Source organism: Streptomyces sp. Ac-502 (assembly GCF_045222935.1).
Classification (GTDB): domain Bacteria; phylum Actinomycetota; class Actinomycetes; order Streptomycetales; family Streptomycetaceae; genus Streptomyces; species Streptomyces monomycini.
Window position 1 is genome coordinate 856,097 of the sequence record NZ_JBHFFO010000001.1, and the last position, 15,628, is coordinate 871,724.

At 72.6% G+C, this 15,628-nt stretch carries 4 protein-coding genes and 2 pseudogenes; 1 reads left to right on the forward strand and 5 read right to left on the reverse strand.

The features are described from left to right. Positions 1 to 64: 64 nt before the first annotated feature. The 5 genes and pseudogenes from ACEXOX_RS03765 to ACEXOX_RS03785 form a co-directional block, all read right to left on the reverse strand. Positions 65 to 5,296: pseudogene (locus ACEXOX_RS03765) on the reverse strand (phosphopantetheine-binding protein). Next, positions 5,293 to 11,157 carry an SDR family NAD(P)-dependent oxidoreductase gene (locus ACEXOX_RS03770; RefSeq protein WP_406519082.1) on the reverse strand — a complete coding sequence of 1,955 codons (5,865 nt, stop codon included), beginning with the start codon at positions 11,155 to 11,157 and terminating at the stop codon, positions 5,293 to 5,295. Before ACEXOX_RS03770 ends, ACEXOX_RS03765 begins: the two are co-directional and overlap by 4 nt. Then, positions 11,154 to 13,145, reverse strand: a complete 1,992-nt coding sequence (asnB, locus tag ACEXOX_RS03775) for an asparagine synthase (glutamine-hydrolyzing) (protein WP_406519083.1) — start codon at positions 13,143 to 13,145, stop codon at positions 11,154 to 11,156. The genes ACEXOX_RS03770 and asnB overlap by 4 nt, the downstream gene beginning before the upstream one ends. Then, on the reverse strand, positions 13,133 to 13,423 hold the full coding sequence (locus tag ACEXOX_RS03780; RefSeq protein ID WP_406519084.1) for an acyl carrier protein: 291 nt from the start codon (positions 13,421 to 13,423) through the stop codon (positions 13,133 to 13,135). Before ACEXOX_RS03780 ends, asnB begins: the two co-directional genes overlap by 13 nt. After that, positions 13,354 to 14,304, reverse strand: coding sequence for an ACP S-malonyltransferase (locus ACEXOX_RS03785; RefSeq protein ID WP_406519085.1), 951 nt, complete (start codon positions 14,302 to 14,304; stop codon positions 13,354 to 13,356). Before ACEXOX_RS03785 ends, ACEXOX_RS03780 begins: the two co-directional genes overlap by 70 nt. 542 nt (positions 14,305 to 14,846) lie before the next feature. On the opposite strand from ACEXOX_RS03785, the pseudogene ACEXOX_RS03790 reads away from it, so the two are divergent. Next, a pseudogene (locus ACEXOX_RS03790) lies at positions 14,847 to 15,548 on the forward strand (BTAD domain-containing putative transcriptional regulator); the annotation flags it as partial. Positions 15,549 to 15,628 lie beyond the last annotated feature (80 nt).

Consider the following 15,628-nt stretch of genomic DNA (forward strand, 5'->3'; position numbering starts at 1 on the left):
GGGGCGGCGTACGGCACGGATCCACGGCCCGCCACCGTACCGGCGGACGGCGCCGGGGCGGCCGTCACCGGTTCACCGGCCCAGGCGCGGGCCGTCTCCGGGTGCTCGGCCGCCAGGTGCCCGGCGATCGCGCGCAGGGTCGGGAACTCGTAGAAGAGCGTCGTCGGTATGTCCGCGAACACGGCGGCCAGCTCCTTGTTCAACTGGACGATCAGGATCGAGTCGAGGCCCATCGCGCCCAGTTCCCCGTCGGCGTCCACGGCCCGCGCGGGGAGTTTGGTGACGCGGGCGAAGAGCGCGACCAGCAGGCGCAGGGTTTCGCGGGCGAGGCGCCCGTCCACCGGGGCCGTCGGCGCTCCGGCCCGTACCGGCGCCGGTGCGGCGGTACGGCCCGACGCCTCCGGCACCCGTGCCGCGTCACCGTGGTACACCCACACCTGCTCCGCGCCCAGGCGCCAGGCGCCGGTGAGCGCCGCGAGCCCGTCGGCCGTCTCCATGGGCGCCAGGCCGCGGCTGCGCCACAGCTGGGCGAGCGTGCCCGCGTCGACGGACATCCCGCCGTCCTTCCACAGCGGCCAGGCGACCGACAGGGTACGGCCGGCCCGCTCCCCCACCGCGACCCGCGCGTTGCGGAGCGCGGCGAAGGCGTCGAGGAAGGCGTTGGCCGTGGCGTAGTCCGCCTGGCCCGGATTGCCGGTGACCGCGGCGCCCGAGGAGAAGGTGAGGAAGAAGTCGAGCGGGTCGTGCCGGGTGGCCCGGTCGAGGTGGACCAGGCCGTCGGTCTTCGGCGCGAGCACCTCCTCCCAGTCCTCGGCCGTCTTGCCGGTGAGCGAGGCATCGCGCAGGACGCCGGCGGCGTGCACGACGCCGGAGATCTCACCGGCGTGTTCCCGGACCCGGGTGAGGAGGTGGCGTACCTCTTCCCAGCGCGAGACGTCCGCGCACTCGTAGCGGGCGACGGCACCGGCGGCGCGCAGTTCGCCCAGGAGCGCCTCGATACGGGCGTCCTGCGGCGACCTGCCGACGAGGACGAGCACCGGGCGTTCGACGTCCCGCGCGATACGGCGGGCCACGGCCGCGCCGATACCGCCCGCGCCGCCCGTGATCAGGTATCCGCCGCCCGCGCGCCACGGCAGGTCCGCGGCGCCCGCCGGGGGCGTCGCCGCGTGCCAGGTCCGTACGGAGCGCTCGGCGCCCTCGTGGCGGACCAGGTCGGCGTCCGTGTCCCGGGCGTCCTCCGCGACGGCGGCCGCCACGGCGTCATCCGTACGGGCACCCCGGAAGGTGATCAACTGGGCTGCCAAAGAGGCACATTCGAGTGACGCGGTGCGGAGCAACCCGGCGAGAGCCAGGTTGACCGCCTCGTCACCGTCCGCCGGTGTCACGACCTGGACGAGGGTGGTACTGCCGCCGGGCGCGCCGGCGGCGATGTCCCGGACCCTCTCGAAGACCTGCTGAGAGACGTCCCTGAAGCGGCTGTCCAAGCGCTGCTTGGCCGACTCGACGGTCAGGCAGCGCACACCGGGCACGCTCCGCTCGACCGCTCCGCGCGCGGAGGTGAGCGCGCCGCACAGGATCACGACGCGGTGGTCGGCGGTGCTGCCGGGGATGGCGCTCGGCGGCACGGGACGCGGAGTCCACCGCGGTGTCAGGAGTGTCGTACCGATCGCGGGGCTGCCGTTGGCTGCGCTTTCGGATGCGTCCTCGGCGCGCGTGCCAGGGATCCAGTAACGTCCGCGGGCGAACGGGTACGTGGGCAGATGGGCCCGCTTCGGTACGCGCGGCCCGTACAGCGCGCGCCAGTCGACGGCCGCACCCCCGATCCAGCGCGCCAGTACCTGACTGCGTGCCGTCTCGTCGCCCGGCCGTTCGCCGTCCGTGACGAAGGCGCGCAGTTTGCCTACGAGTTCCTCGCGTGAGCGGACCACCCAGCCCACCCGTTCAGCCATCGCCTGGCGGCCCGCCTGAAGGGTCCAGGCGACCGAGCGGAGGGCCGCCGGTTCGGGGCCTTCGAGGTACGCGAGGAGGTTTCCCGCCGCCTCGGTCAGCTGCTGCGGCGTCCGTGCCGAGAGGGGCACGATCACGTCGGTGATGTCGATGGGGTCGGTGATGTCGGTGGGGTCGGTGGCGTCCACTGTCTCGCTGGCCTCCAGGGCCTCGGTTCCGGCATCGTCCTGCACGTATTCCTCCACCACGACATGGCAGTTGGCGCCGCCGAAGCCGAAGCTGCTCACGCCCGCGCGCCGGGGCGCGGGCCGGCCGTCCGCGGTGCGCGGGCGCGGCCACGGCTCGTTCTCGCGCACGACGCGGAACGGTCCGCCGTCGAGTTCGATGTACGGGTTGATCTCGCGGCAGTGCAGCGTCGCCGGGAGGACGCCGTGCCGCATCGCGAGGACGACCTTCAGGAGCCCCGCGATGCCGGCGGCCGCCTCCAGGTGGCCGATGTTGGTCTTGACCGACCCGAGTCCGCAGGCGGCCCGGCCGGTGGCGCCGAGCCGGCGGAACGCGGTGTGCAGGGCCCGTACCTCGACGGGGTCGCCCAGTGCGGTGCCCGTGCCGTGGGCCTCGATGTAGCCGACCGTGTCGGGGTCGGTGCCGCGCATCGCCGTGGTGACCAGTTCGGCCTGGGCGTCGGCGTTCGGCGCGGTCAGCGAGTTGGCCCGGCCGCCGTGGTTCTCCGCGCTGCCGCGCAGCACCGCGAGGATCGCGTCCCCGTCGCGTTCGGCCGCGGCCAGCGGCTTGAGCACCACGGCACCGACGCCTTCGCCGCGCACGTACCCGTCCGCGTCGCTCGCGAAGGTCTTGCACCGGCCGTCCGGGCTGAGCATCCCGGCGCGGTGCGCGCTGACGAACGTGTCCACGCTGAGCAGCAGGTTGACCCCGCCGGCCACGGCCGCCTCGCACGCGCCCGACCGGATGGCCTCGACGGCCCGGTGGACGGCGACCAGCGAGCTGGAGCAGGCGGTGTCGACCGGTTCGCTGGGGCCGCGCAGGTCCAGTACGTACGAGATGCGGTTGGCGAGCATCGAGTGCGCGTTGCCGGTCGAGGTGAACGCGTCCGGCTCCACCCCGTACGTCGTGAGCAGCGTCGCGTAGTCGGTGCCCGAGACACCGAGGAACAGGCCGGTGTTCCGGGGCAGGCCGGCGGGCGTGTACGCGCTGTCCTCCAGCGCGCTCCAGACCGTTTCCAGGGCGAGGCGGTGCTGCGGGTCCATCAGCTCCGCCTCGCGCGGGTAGACGCGGAAGAACTCCGCGTCGAAGGCGTCCACGTCGTCCAGGACACCGGCGTGCCGGGGAAGTCGGCGGCCTCGGCGACACGCCGGTACGCCGCGTCGTAGCGGTCCAGGGGGAAGGCGGTGACCGAGTCCCGGCCCGCGACGAGGTTGGCCCAGTAGGTGTCCAGGTCGGGCGCGCCGGGGAAGCGGCCCGCGGCGCCGATGACGGCGATGGGCTGCGACGGGTCCACGGAAGCGGGGGCCGGTACGGCCACGGGGGCCGGGGCAGTACGCGCGGAGATCGTCGGCTCAGGGGAGATGGTGGTCACCCGGTCAGCTCCCGCCGCCGCGCTCCCCGACCGCTCGTACGCGGCCCGCACGGTCTCCCCGTCCTCCGCGACGAGGTGCCGGGCCAGCGCGTCGAAGGTGTTCACGTCGAAGAACGCGGCGGGCGTCACCTCCACACCGAGCCGCTCCCCGATGAGCCGGGAGAAGGTGACGAAGGAGATCGAGTCGAAGCCGAAGGCGTCGAAGCCGGTGTGGGCGTCGAGTTCGGCGGGCTCGTACTTGAGGATGCCGGACGCCAGGGTCCGCAGCTCGGCGACGGCGAACGCGGTGAGGCCGTCGCCGGGGGCCTCGGGTTCCGCACGCGGAACGCTCCGCCGCCGTTCGCGCGGTTCATGCGGCACGACGTCCTGTACGCCGTCGTCGTCGCACCTGACCCCCACGCACTCCGCGCGCACCTCGCCGCTGCCGTCCAGCAGCCGGACCGTGCCCTCGAACGGCCGGTCACCGGCGGACGCGGGATTCGGCACGAGGACGACGTGTGCCACCTCGCCGTCGCCCGCCGCGCCGAACACGCGCACTTCCGCGATCCGGTGCGGCCGCGTCTCCTGCCAGCGCGGCAGGCCGCGATGCTTCGCGTCGAGCCGCAGGCCCTGGGTGACGGCCGCGAGGACGTGCGGGGCGATGGTGACGTTGCGCCGTACGGTGTCGCGCCGCAGATCCGGCACGGTGACGTCCAGGACGAGCCGCCCGTCGGGCAGCCAGTACGCGCCCGCGACCCCGGAGAGCAGCGCCGGGTGGACGAGACCGCCCTCGGCGAACTCCGCCCGCACCTCGTCCGCGCCGAGCGCACGGACCGCACTGTCGCGCAGACCGGCCGGCGACACGTCGCGCTCGGAGCGCGGGGCGGACGGGCCCGCCTCGTGCGCGTCGTACGCCTCGAAGGCGGCGACGAGCGTCCGGGCGCCCGACGTGTCCTGCGCGAACACCGCGCCGCTCGCCGCGCCTTCGCCCACGGGCTCGATCACCGTCGTGACCAGCCGCTCGGTGGTCTCCCAGGCGACAGGGGCGGGCAGCCGCAGGCCGCGTACCACGGGGTCGGCCGTGAAGCCGGAGACCTTCGCCGCGGCGAGCGCCAGGTCGATCGCGAAGGTGGGAACGACCCGCGGTTCCTTGTCCCGCTGGTATCCGTAGTCGCCGAGGTCGTCCAGGTGCACGTCGAGGCCGTACCGCAGGCCGTCGAGGTCGGACTCGTTGCGGCCGAGGAACGGGTGGAGCTTGTCGCGCAGGGCGAGCGGCGCGAGGACGGACGGCGCGCCGTCCTCCTGCGGCACCCAGCACCGCACCCGCTCGAACGGGTAGGCGGGCAACGGGACGCGCCGCAGCCGGCGCGATCCGGTCAGCCGGGCCCAGTCGACGCTCTTGCCGCCGGTCCAGGTCACGGCCAGCTCGCGGGCTTCCGCGGCGCGCGGGTCATCGCTCGCCAGGGCCGCATCGAGGTCACCTTCCCCCGCGAGCCGGCGTTCGACGGCCCGCAGGGCTTCTTGGATGTCCTTGGCGAAGAAGGCCCAGCGGCGCGGCAGTTCGTTCTTGCCGACGCGCAGGGTATGGGCGACAGCAGGCAGGTCGGCCGGGTCGGCCTGCTCCAGGTACGTGCGGAAGCGGTCGAGGGATGCCTCCAGCGCTGTGTCGGTCATCGCGGAGAAGACGAAGAGTTCGTCGCGGCCGTCGGTGGTGGCGTACGGGCGCGCGGCGGTGTCCGGGACGTACTCCTCGATGATGATGTGCGAGTTCATGCCGCCCGCGCCGATGGAAGTGAGCCCGGCGCGCCGCGGATGGACGACAGTGCGCCCGTCGTCCTCGGTGACCGCCGGTTCCCAGGGGCGAGTTCGCGCTGCACTCGGAAGGGAGTGCCGGAGAAGTCGATGTCGGGGTTGAGTTCCGCGCTGTGCAGCGACGGGACGAGGGTGCGCTTGTCCAGCTGGAGGAGCACCTTCGCCAGGCCGACCATGCCGGCCGCGTGCAGCAGATGCCCCATGTTGGACTTGACCGAGCCGAGGGCGCAGAACCCGGAGTCCGCCGTGTGCTCGCGGAAGGCGGTGGTCAGCGCCTTGACCTCGATGGGGTCACCGAGCGACGTGCCCGAGCCGTGCCCTTCGACGTAGCTGACCGTACGGGCGTCGATCCCCGCGTCCTGGACCGCCTTGCCGATCGCGCGGGCCTGGGCGTGCGGGCTGGGCACGGTGAAGCCGTTGCGGGCGCCCGCGTTGGACAGGGCCGTGCCCTTGATGACGCCGTACACGTGGTCGCCGTCGCGCTCGGCCTCGGCGAGCGGTTTGAGGACGACGGCGCCGACGCCCTCGCCGAGGATCGTGCCGTCCGCGCCGAGCCCGAAGCTGCGGATCACGTCGGAGGTGGCGGTGGTGAAGTGCTCGTGCGAGGAGGTGACGAGGTTGTAGGGGTGCAGAAGCAGGTTGACGCCGCCGGCCACCGCCATCCGGCACTCGCCGGCGCGCAGCATCTGGACGGCCTGGTGCACACAGGTGGACGAGCCGGAGCACATCGTGTCGAGGAAGATCGACGGGCCGGTGAACCCGTAGAAGTACGACAGCATGTTGGGCAGCGTCCCGGTGTAGCTGCCGCTGGCGGGTGAGCCGCGCAGCAGGCTGTTCTGGAAGCCGTGCAGCCCGTAGTGGTTGCTCATGGCGCCGACGAGCACGCCCACGTCGCCGTCGTACTGCCGCTGGAGGGTCTCGCGGGAGTACCCCGCGTCCTCCAGGGCCTCCACGCCGGTCTGGAGGAAGAGGCGCACCTCCGGGGACATCAGTTCCGCGTCGCGCTTGGAGATACGGAAGTAGCGCGGGTCGAACCGGTCGATGTCGCGGAGGAACGTGCCGGTGCGGATGGCGCTCTTGCCGGGGACGCCGCGGTCGGGGCTGTAGATCGCGTCGTGGTCCCAGCGGTCGCGCGGGACCTCTTCGAAGGTGTGGCGGCCTTCTTCGAGGAGCGTCCACAGCTCGTCGAGCGTGTCCGCGCCGGGGTAGGTGCCCGAGATGCCGATGACGGCGATGTCGTGGCGGTCGTCGCGGTCGTCGCGGTCGGGTACAGCGGGCCGGGTGATGCCGGTACGGGCCGGTGCGGTACGCGCTGGGGCAGTACGGGCGAACCGTGCGCGCGGAGCGGGCGGTTCACCGGCCGATGCCGCTTGCGCCTCGCCTGCGTCCTCCGGCCCGTCCGCCGCGCCCAGCACGGCCGGCAGCTTGTCGCGGTGCGTCCCGGCGAAGTACTCGGCGACCCCTTCGATCGTGAGGTACTCGAAGAAGATCGTTTTCGGCAGCTGCCCGAAGAGCGCTTCGAGGCGCGCGGTCATCTCCAGGATGCTGAGCGAGTCGATCCCGTACTCGACGAGGTTGGCCGTCGCGTCCATCGCGGCCGGGTCGTGGTGCAGCACCTCGCCCAGGTGGTGTTTGAGCAGGGCGACCGTGCGCTCCAGCAGTTCCGCGTCATCCAGCCCGGCCACGTCCGCGGACTGACCGGACGCACCGGACGTGCCCGGTGCCGCTCCGGCGGCGGGCAGGCGCCGCTCAAGGGCGATGGTCGCGTCCGCCCCGAAGGCCACCACGACATGAGTGGGGGCGTCATCGTCCAGGACGCGCCCCAGGACACGCAGGCCGTCCTCGGTCGGCAGGGGCTCCCAGCCGCGTTCCGCCCGCATCGTCGCGCGCGTCACGGCGTCGGCCGTCATGCCGCCGTCGGCCCACAGGGGCCAGCTCACGGCGGCGGTGCGGCCGGAGCGTTCCCCGACGCCGACGAGGGCCTGTCGGTGCTGCGCGAAGGCGTCCAGGAAGGCGTTGGCCGCGGCGTAGTCGGCCTGCCCGGCGTTGCCGTACACGCCCGCCACGGAGGAGAAGACGACGAAGAAGTCGAGCGCGAGGTCGCGGGTCGCGGCGTCGAGGTGCAGCGCGCCGCGTACCTTGGGCGCCGTCACCAGGGGAAGGTCGGCGGCGTCCTTGTGCAGCAGATAGGCGTCGCGCAGGACGCCCGCGGCGTGCACCACGCCGTCGAGCCGGCCGTGCTCGCCGGTGATGGTGCGGACGGCGCGCTCCACGTCGTCCTTACGGGTGACGTCAGCGGGCAGGTAGCGCGCCTCGACACCGGCTTCGCGGAGCGCGGCGAGGGTGGCGTCGCCCGCTTCCGCGAGTTCCGTCCTGCCGCTCAGTACGACGGTGACGCCGGGGCACCGCGCGAAGTACCGCGCCAGGTGCAGCCCGAGCCCGCCGAGGCCGCCCGTGACCCAGTAGACGCCGCCTTCCTTCAGCGGAGGCACGCGCGGCCCGTCGCCGAGCGCGACGTCCACGGGCCGCCACTCCTGGCGGGTGGCGGAACCGTCCTCGGGGCGCCGGAGTTCGCAGGCGTCGTACGGGTCCGCGCCCTCCTCGGCGAGGAGGCGGGCGACCCGCTCGGGCGTGGCGGTGTCGAGTCCGGCGACGCGTACCAGGCGTCCGCCGACGAGCGGGTTCTCCAGGGCGGCGGTCCGGAAGAGGCCGGTGAGCGGCGCGTGGAAGTGCCGGGGCACCCGGTCGTCCACGAGGACGACGAAGCGGTGGGGCCGGTCGGGTCTGGCGCCGAGCACGTCCCGCAGCCGTCCGGCGAGAAGCCCGAGTACGGCGTCCACGCCGTCGGCCACCCGGTCGGCGGTGACGGCGGGCAGCGCGGTCACCGGGCTTCCGGCGGCGGTGGCGACCGCGGCGGCGTGGCCGGCGGCCCGTCCCGCGAGGAAGCCGTGCACCGTGGCAATGCCGGGCCCGCCCGTGGCGGTGCCGGGCCCGTCCGTGGCGGGCGGCGCGTCCGCCCAGCGGCAGGTGCCCGCGACGACACGCGGCGCCGCGGCACCGGCGGCCAGGGCACCGGCCTGTGCGGATGCGCCGTCAGCCGGTGCGGCGCGCTGCACCAGTCCCCGCAGGCGTGCGCCGACGACGCCCTCGCCGTCGCAGAGGTCGATGTCGAAGGTGTCGGCACCGCCGCTGTCGGCGCTGCGCCGTACCCAGGCCCAGGTGCCGGAGCCGCAGGGCCGGTGGATGTCCACCCGGTCCAGCGTGAAGGGCAGCGCCGGTCCTGCGGCCGGGCCCGGCGCGGTGTGCGCCATCAGGACCAGCGTGGCCTGGAGCGCCGCGTCCAGCACACTGGGCGGCAGGGCGTGTCCGGTGCCCTCCTCGCCGCAGCGCGGCTGTTCGATCCGGACGAGGAGTTCCGTGTCGCCCAGCCGGAGTTCGCTCATGCCGCGCATCCCGGGGCCGTACTGGAGGCCCTGCTCGCGCAGTGCGGCGTACGCGTCCGCGGGGTCGTGCGGGGTGGGGCAGGCCGCGCGCAGCGCGTTCAGGTCGAGGGCCTGCGGCTCTTCGGGGGCGTCCGCCTCGGCGGTGCCCCAGCAGTGGACGACGGCCGTCGGGTCGAGTGCCGACGGGCCCGTGTACACCGTGAGTGAGACGGTGCCGTCGTCGTCCTCCCCGGGGAAGAGCCCCACCTGTACTTCGGCGGGGGCGTCTCCCACGACCAGCGGGCGCAGCCACGCGATGTCGCGCAGGCGGACGGCCGGGCTCCGGCCGTCACCGTGACCCACGGCCGCCACCACCGCGGCACGCAGCATCTCCACGTACGCGGCGGCGGGCAGCACGCGTGCGCCGCGTACCTGGTGGGAGGCGAGGAAGGGCTCGTCGCCCGTGAAGGCGGAGGTGTAGCGCTGCTCGGAGAGGCTGGAGGTGTTGCGGTGGAGGAGCGGGTGCAGCGCCGTGCGCGTGTCCGGCGCGGCGTCCTTTGAGGGGGCGCGGAACCAGTGGCGTTCGCGGGCGAACGGGTAGACGGGCAGCCGTACGCGTCGCGGGCGGGCGTCCTCGTCCTGCGTGGCGTACCTCGCGGCCCAGTCCTCCTCGGGGCCGCCCTCGGCCCAGCGCGTCGCGGCCTCCAGGAGTCCGGCCGCGTCGTCGGCCGCCGTCCCGGTGCCGGTGTGCGCCGCGGAGTCCGCGAGTGTGCCGTCCAGGAAGGCGTCGAGGGACGCGGCCAGTTCGGCGCGGTCGCTCACGACGAACGCGACGCGTGCGGCCATAGGTTCACGGCCGGTCTGCAAGGTGTACGCGATGTCGGCGAGCCGTTGTGCGGGCCGCAGCGCGGCGGTGGGACCGTCCTCGTCCTCCGACGCGCGCAGATGACCGAGGAGGGCTCGGGCGACGGCGCGCAGCCGGTCGGGGGTCTTCGCGGAGAGCGGTACGAGGTGCGGGCCGCCGGGTTCGTCGGCCGGCGCGTCGTCGGCCGCGGGCAAGTGCTCCTCCAGCACCACGTGCGCGTTGGTGCCGCCGAAGCCGAAGGAGCTGACGCCCGCGCGACGCGGCGCCGCGCCGCCGTCGGGACCGGGCGGCGGCGCGTCCCAGTGCTGGGTGTCGCGCACGATGCGGAACGGACTGCCGTCGAGCTTGACCAGCTTGTTCTGCCGCGTGAAGTTGACCGTCGCGGGCAGTGTCCGGCAGGCGAGGGCGCCGATCACCTTGACCATACCGGCGACGCCGGCGGCGCCTTCGAGGTGCCCGATGTTGGTCTTGACCGACCCGATGCCGCAGCTCTCCGGCCGCGGTTCGGTGCCGTGCGCGGTGTGCAGGGCGCGGAACGCCCGCTTGAGCGCGACCACTTCGATCGGGTCGCCGACCGGGGTGCCCGGCCCGTGCGCCTCGATGTACGTCACCGAGTCGGGGCGGATGCCGACGCTCGTGTAGAGCCCTTCGACGAGGTCCGCCTGCGCGGCCGGGTTGGTGACGGTCAGGGAGCTGGTCCGCCCGCCGTGGTTGGTGGCGATGCCCTTGATCACGGCGTGCACCTGGTCGCCGTCGGCCAGCGCCTGTGCGAGGGGCTTCAGCACGAGGACCGCGCCGCCCTCACCCCGTACGTACCCGTCGGCGTCCTGGTCGAAGGCGCGCGAGCGGCCGGTGCGCGACAGCATGCTCGCCTGGCTGAAGGCGATGAAGTGCTTCGGCGACCAGATCAGGTTGACGCCGCCGGCCAGGGCGAGGCCGCACTCGCCGTTGCGCAGCGCGGAGACCGCTTCGTAGACCGAGACCAGCGAGCTGGAGCACGCGGTGTCGTTGGTGATGCTCGGGCCCTGGAGGTCGAAGAAGTACGAGACGCGGTTGGCGATGACGGAATACGCGGTACCGGTGGGGAAGTACACGTCGGTGGGCGCCTTTTCGCGCTCCATGAGTTCCGCGTAGTCGGCGTGGCAGACGCCCATGAAGACACCGGTCCGGGTGCCCGCGAAGGCGCTCGCCCGGTATCCGGCGTCCTCGATCGCCTGCCAGGAGAGCTCCAGCGCGAACCGCTGCTGCGGGTCCATGCTCTCGGCTTCCCGCGGCGAGATGCCGAAGAACGACGCGTCGAAGCGGTCGGCGTGCTCGATGAAGCCGCCCCAGACGCTGCTCGTGCGGTCGGTGCCGCTCTTCGGCTCGCCGAAATAGCGCTCCTTCGACCAGCGTTCGGGCGGTACCTCGGATATCAGCGACCGGCCCTGGACGAGATGACCGAACAGCTCCGGCAGATTCTCGGAGCCGGGAAAGCGGAGGGCGAGGCCGATGACCGCCACGTCGTCCGGGTGCGGGGACCGCGGATCGCTCATCGGGCGCCTCCGGCGCTCAGCCGCGCCCGGCGGTGGTCCACGGTCGTACGCAACTTCAGTCCGGCTTCGGATGGGATACCCATATACCTTTCCCGGTCGAGGACGAACTGCTGGTGGAGGACCGCGGTCGAGAGCAGGTAGACGAACGCCTGGTCCTCTTTGGTGCTGATCTGCTCGTCAGGGGTGGTCATGATCTTGTTGACAAGTTTTCTCGCGAAGACGGGATCGACCCAGTCGAACTTGGCCAGCTCCGCGTCGGAGAGCAGCAGTTCGAGATAGTCGGGGCGCTGCTTCTTGAACACGGCGGCACCCGGTGCGCGATAGGGCTGTTTGGGGCGGGTCAGGCTCGATTCCGGCAGTTCACCGCGGAACGCCTTCTTGAGAATCGCCTTCTCCTCGAATCCGTCGTCGAAGCGCAGGTTCACCGAAGCGGCCGCGCGGACGACGGCGGGGTCGAGGAACGGGCAGCGGTTCTCGACGCTGTGGGCCAGGCTCATGCGTTCCCCCTGGGTCGACAGGAGGTAGCCGGCCAGCAGCGTCTTGTATTCGAGCCACTGCGCCTTCTGCACCGGCGACAGGGCCGCGTACCCGGGGTCCGCGCGCAGCATGGCGAGGAGATCCGCGAACGGTTCGTCGCGGTCCTTCAGGAGCCGTACGGCGAATCGGCCGTTCTGGTAGCGGAGTTCGTGGGAGAAGAGCCCCGGCAGGCTTTCGGTGGAGAACTGGCGGAAGAGGCCTGTGAGGTGTCTGCGGTGCGCGGGGCCGAAATGCTCCAGCTCCGGGTAGAGGCCCGCGAGCCTGCGCTGCCGCTCGTCCTCGTCCAGGTCGTGCCAGGAAGCGCGCAGCAGCGTCTCGCGGAACAGCGAATAGCCCAGGAACGCCTCGTCGGCCCCCTCACCGCTGAGGACCGTCTTGATCCCGGCGTCCCGTACGTGGCGCGACAGCAGATACATCGGCACGAAGGCGGTACGGAACGCCGGGACCTCGGCGTGGTACACCGCCGACTCGAATCCCTCGGCGATGTCCGCGCCGGTGACGGAGATGGCGGAGTGCCGCGTCCCGAGGTGGCCGGCCACCACCCGCTGGCTGTCCGACTCGTCGAACGACGCCTCCTCGAACTGGACGGAGAAGGTGCGCACCTGGTGCGGCGAGAGGTCGGTGGCCAGTTTGGTGACGATGGACGAGTCGAGGCCGCCGCTGAGGTAGACGCCGACCTCGACGTCGCTGCGCAGGCGCAGCTCGACGCTGGTGCGCAGCGCCTCCCGGACGTGGGCGGCCGCCTCGGCCTCCGTACCGGTGAACGCCGGTGCGTCGACCCGCAGCTCCTCGTACGTGCGCAGGCTGCGGCGGTCCCCGCGGACGGTCAGCACGCCGCCGACCGGCAGCTGGCGGACGCCCCGGAACGGGGTGCGGTCGGGCAGCGGGGTCCACAGGGCGTAGACGGAGGCCAGCTCGCGTGGGTCGAGGGCGAACCCGAACCCGGGGAACGCGCGGAACGCCTTCATCTCCGACGCGAAGAGGAACGCGTCACCGTGGTCGGTGTAGAACAGCGGGCGCTTGCCGTAACGGTCGCGGGCGAGGACGAGGTCCCCCGAGAGCGCGTCACGGATCGCGAGGGCGAAGGCACCGTTGAAGCGCGGCAGGCAGGCCTCGCCCCACTGGATCCACGCCTGGAGCGCCACCTCGGTGTCGGAGTCGGTGCGGAACGGCCGGCCGAGGCGGCGCAGTTCCTCGCGGAGTTCTATGTGGTTGTACAGTTCACCGTTGAAGCAGATCCAGTACCGTTCGTCAGGATCCGCCATGGGCTGCGCGCCGGTGGCCAGGCCGACGATCGACAGGCGTACCGCGCCCATCGTGACGCCGTCGTCGAGGTAGTACCCCGCCTCGTCCGGGCCGCGGTGCCTGATGTGTCCCAGCATCGAGGTGATGACCCCGGGCGCGTCGTCGGCCGGGAGCGCCGGGGCGATGAAGCCGGCTAGTCCGCACACGGTACGCCTCCTTGTCCGGCGCCCGCCGAGGCGCGTTTTTCGGCCACGCTCGCGACGAAGGCGTCGAGGTCCGCGAGCGAGACGAAGACGTTCGCGAGGAGATCGTCGTCGGAGATCCGCAGCGCGAACTCGTCCTCGATGAAGGACATGAGCTGGATGTAGCCGAAGGAGTCGACGACCCCCGCTTTGAAGAGGTCCGTCTCGGCCGTCACCTCACCGCCGAACTCGACGAGGAAGCGCTCTTCGATGAACTGCTGGATCTTCTGTGTTCTGTCCATGCCTCAGGTCCTGGGGTCGAGGGGGCGGGCGGGGTGGCGGCCGCCCGGATCTTTTCCACCATGCGCAGCAGTGACTTTCCGCCCACCTCTTCGCATTCCGTTCCGGGGTCCACGGAAAGGAGGTGGCGGACGCTGTCCGTCCAGCGCACCGGTTCGACGAGTTGCGCGCTCAGCGTGGAAACGACGGCACCCTTTTCGTACGGCCGGCCGGTGACGTTGGCGACGACTTCCGGTTCCGGATCGGCGAAGGTGAACTTGCGAAGGTATTCCTCGAATTCGGCGCGGGCGGACGCCATGTAACGGGAATGGAAGGGCGCGCTGACCCGGAGCGGGGCGAAGCGGATCTTCCTGCGTTCCAGCGCGGCGTGGACGGCGCCCAGCGGTCCGGCGGGCCCGGCCACGACGATCTGCTCGTCGGTGTTGTACCCCGCCACGTCGATGCCCTCGATGCCGTCCCGCGCAAGGATTTCGTCCAGCCGGGAAGCGGTCGTGCCCAGGACGGCGGTCATTCCGCCGCCGCTCGCCGCGGCCATGAGTTCGCCACGTTTCTTGACGAGCCGGAGGCCCGTCTCGAAATCGAAGACACCCGCGGCCAGAAGGGCGTTGTATTCGCCGAGGCTGTGCCCGAGGTAGCAGTCGGCGGGCCGGTCCTCGCGCCGCGTGCGTTCGAAGGTGTGCAGCGCGTTGACGGTGTAGAGGGCGGGCTGGGTGTACCGCGTCTGCGAAAGCAGTCCGTCCGGGTCGTCGCGGCACAGCGCGACGAGATCGTATTCCAGGATGTCGCAGGTGAACCGGGTGAGACCGGGATACCGCCCGAAGACGTCCGCACCCATACCGCGGAACTGCGCCCCCTGTCCGGGGAAAAGGATCGCTGAGCGCACGGCACCCCTCAGGCGGTCGCGGGCCGGCGGGCGGCCGGGGAGCCGGTGCGGTCCGTGCCGCGGGGCGCGGGACCGCGCCCGGCGCTGCTGTCGTGGCCTTCTGTGAGCATGTCGTCCCTGTTCGCGAGGTGGTTGCTTCGGTTCGGTGCGACGCGCCCGCCCGGCCCGGCGACGGTCGTCGGCCGGACCGGAAGGCGGCTGCCGCCATCGTGTGCCAGCCCCTTGCGACCCCCTGGTCCGGCCGCTGACGGACGCTTGCCGGCCACCCCGCCGCGGCTTTCCACTTCCTTGTCGTTCCGCTTGCCGGACGATTGCCTTGGCTGGTTGCCGATCTTTGAACGTCTCGCCACATATGCCATGATCACTTTCCGGATGGATCCGGTTACGGTCCGGCACGTCCCCTGCACAGCCGCCGGCGTGAGAACGATTGGGACCGACATGTGCACACCCCACACCCCGCCCCCCACACCCCTGCCGGAGCTCTCCGGCACCGCCGGGCCCCGGCCGGCCGCCCCGAGCCCGTACTGCGCGTCCTGGGCCCGATGTCGGCCCGGCTCGGCGGTACCGACCTCCCCCTCGGCCCGCCACGACGGCGGGCCCTGCTCGCCCTGCTCCTCGTCCGCCTCGGCAGAGTCGTCCCCACCGAACTGCTCATCGAGGAACTCTGGTGCGAGGGGCCCCCGCGGCACCCCGTCCCCACCCTTCAGAGCCACCTCTCCCACCTGCGCCGGGTGCTCGCCCCGGCAGCCGGTCAGGGCACCTCGTCCGTCCTGCGCTACCAGGCGCCCGGATACGTGCTCCAGCTCGTCCCGGACCAGGTCGACGCGTTCCGCTTCGAGCAGATGGTCGCCGACGGACGGCAGCTCCTGGACCGGCGCGACCCGCGCGGCGCCCGCGACCGGCTCACCGAGGCCCTGGAGCTGTGGCGCGGCGCGCCCTACACGGAGTTCGGCTCCCAGCCGCCGCTCTCCGACGAGACCACCCGCCTGGAGCAGGTCCGGCTCACCGCGCTGGAGTCCTGCGCGGAGGCCCGGCTCGCGCTCGGGGCCGCCGAGGAGGTGGCGGCCGAACTGGGCCTGGAAGTACGCCGCAACCCGGCCCGTGAACGCCTGGTCGGGCATCTGATCACGGCACTGTCCCGCCTGGGACGGCAGGCCGAGGCGCTGGAGGTGTACGAGCGGACGCGCTGCCACCTGGTGGAGGAGTTCGGCGTGGACACCACCGCCGAACTCCAGCGGGTGCACACCGCCATCCTCCGCCAGGAGCTGGACGACAGCGGTCCGGCGGCCCGCCTCGCGGCCGCTCCGGCCGCCGACGGTCCGCC

Excerpts from the sequence above, each read along its gene's own strand:
- ACEXOX_RS03770 (WP_406519082.1), bottom strand. The coding sequence starts at position 11,157 with ATGAGCGATCCGCGGTCCCCGCACCCGGACGACGTGGCGGTCATCGGC.
- ACEXOX_RS03780 (WP_406519084.1), bottom strand. The coding sequence starts at position 13,423 with ATGGACAGAACACAGAAGATCCAGCAGTTCATCGAAGAGCGCTTCCTC.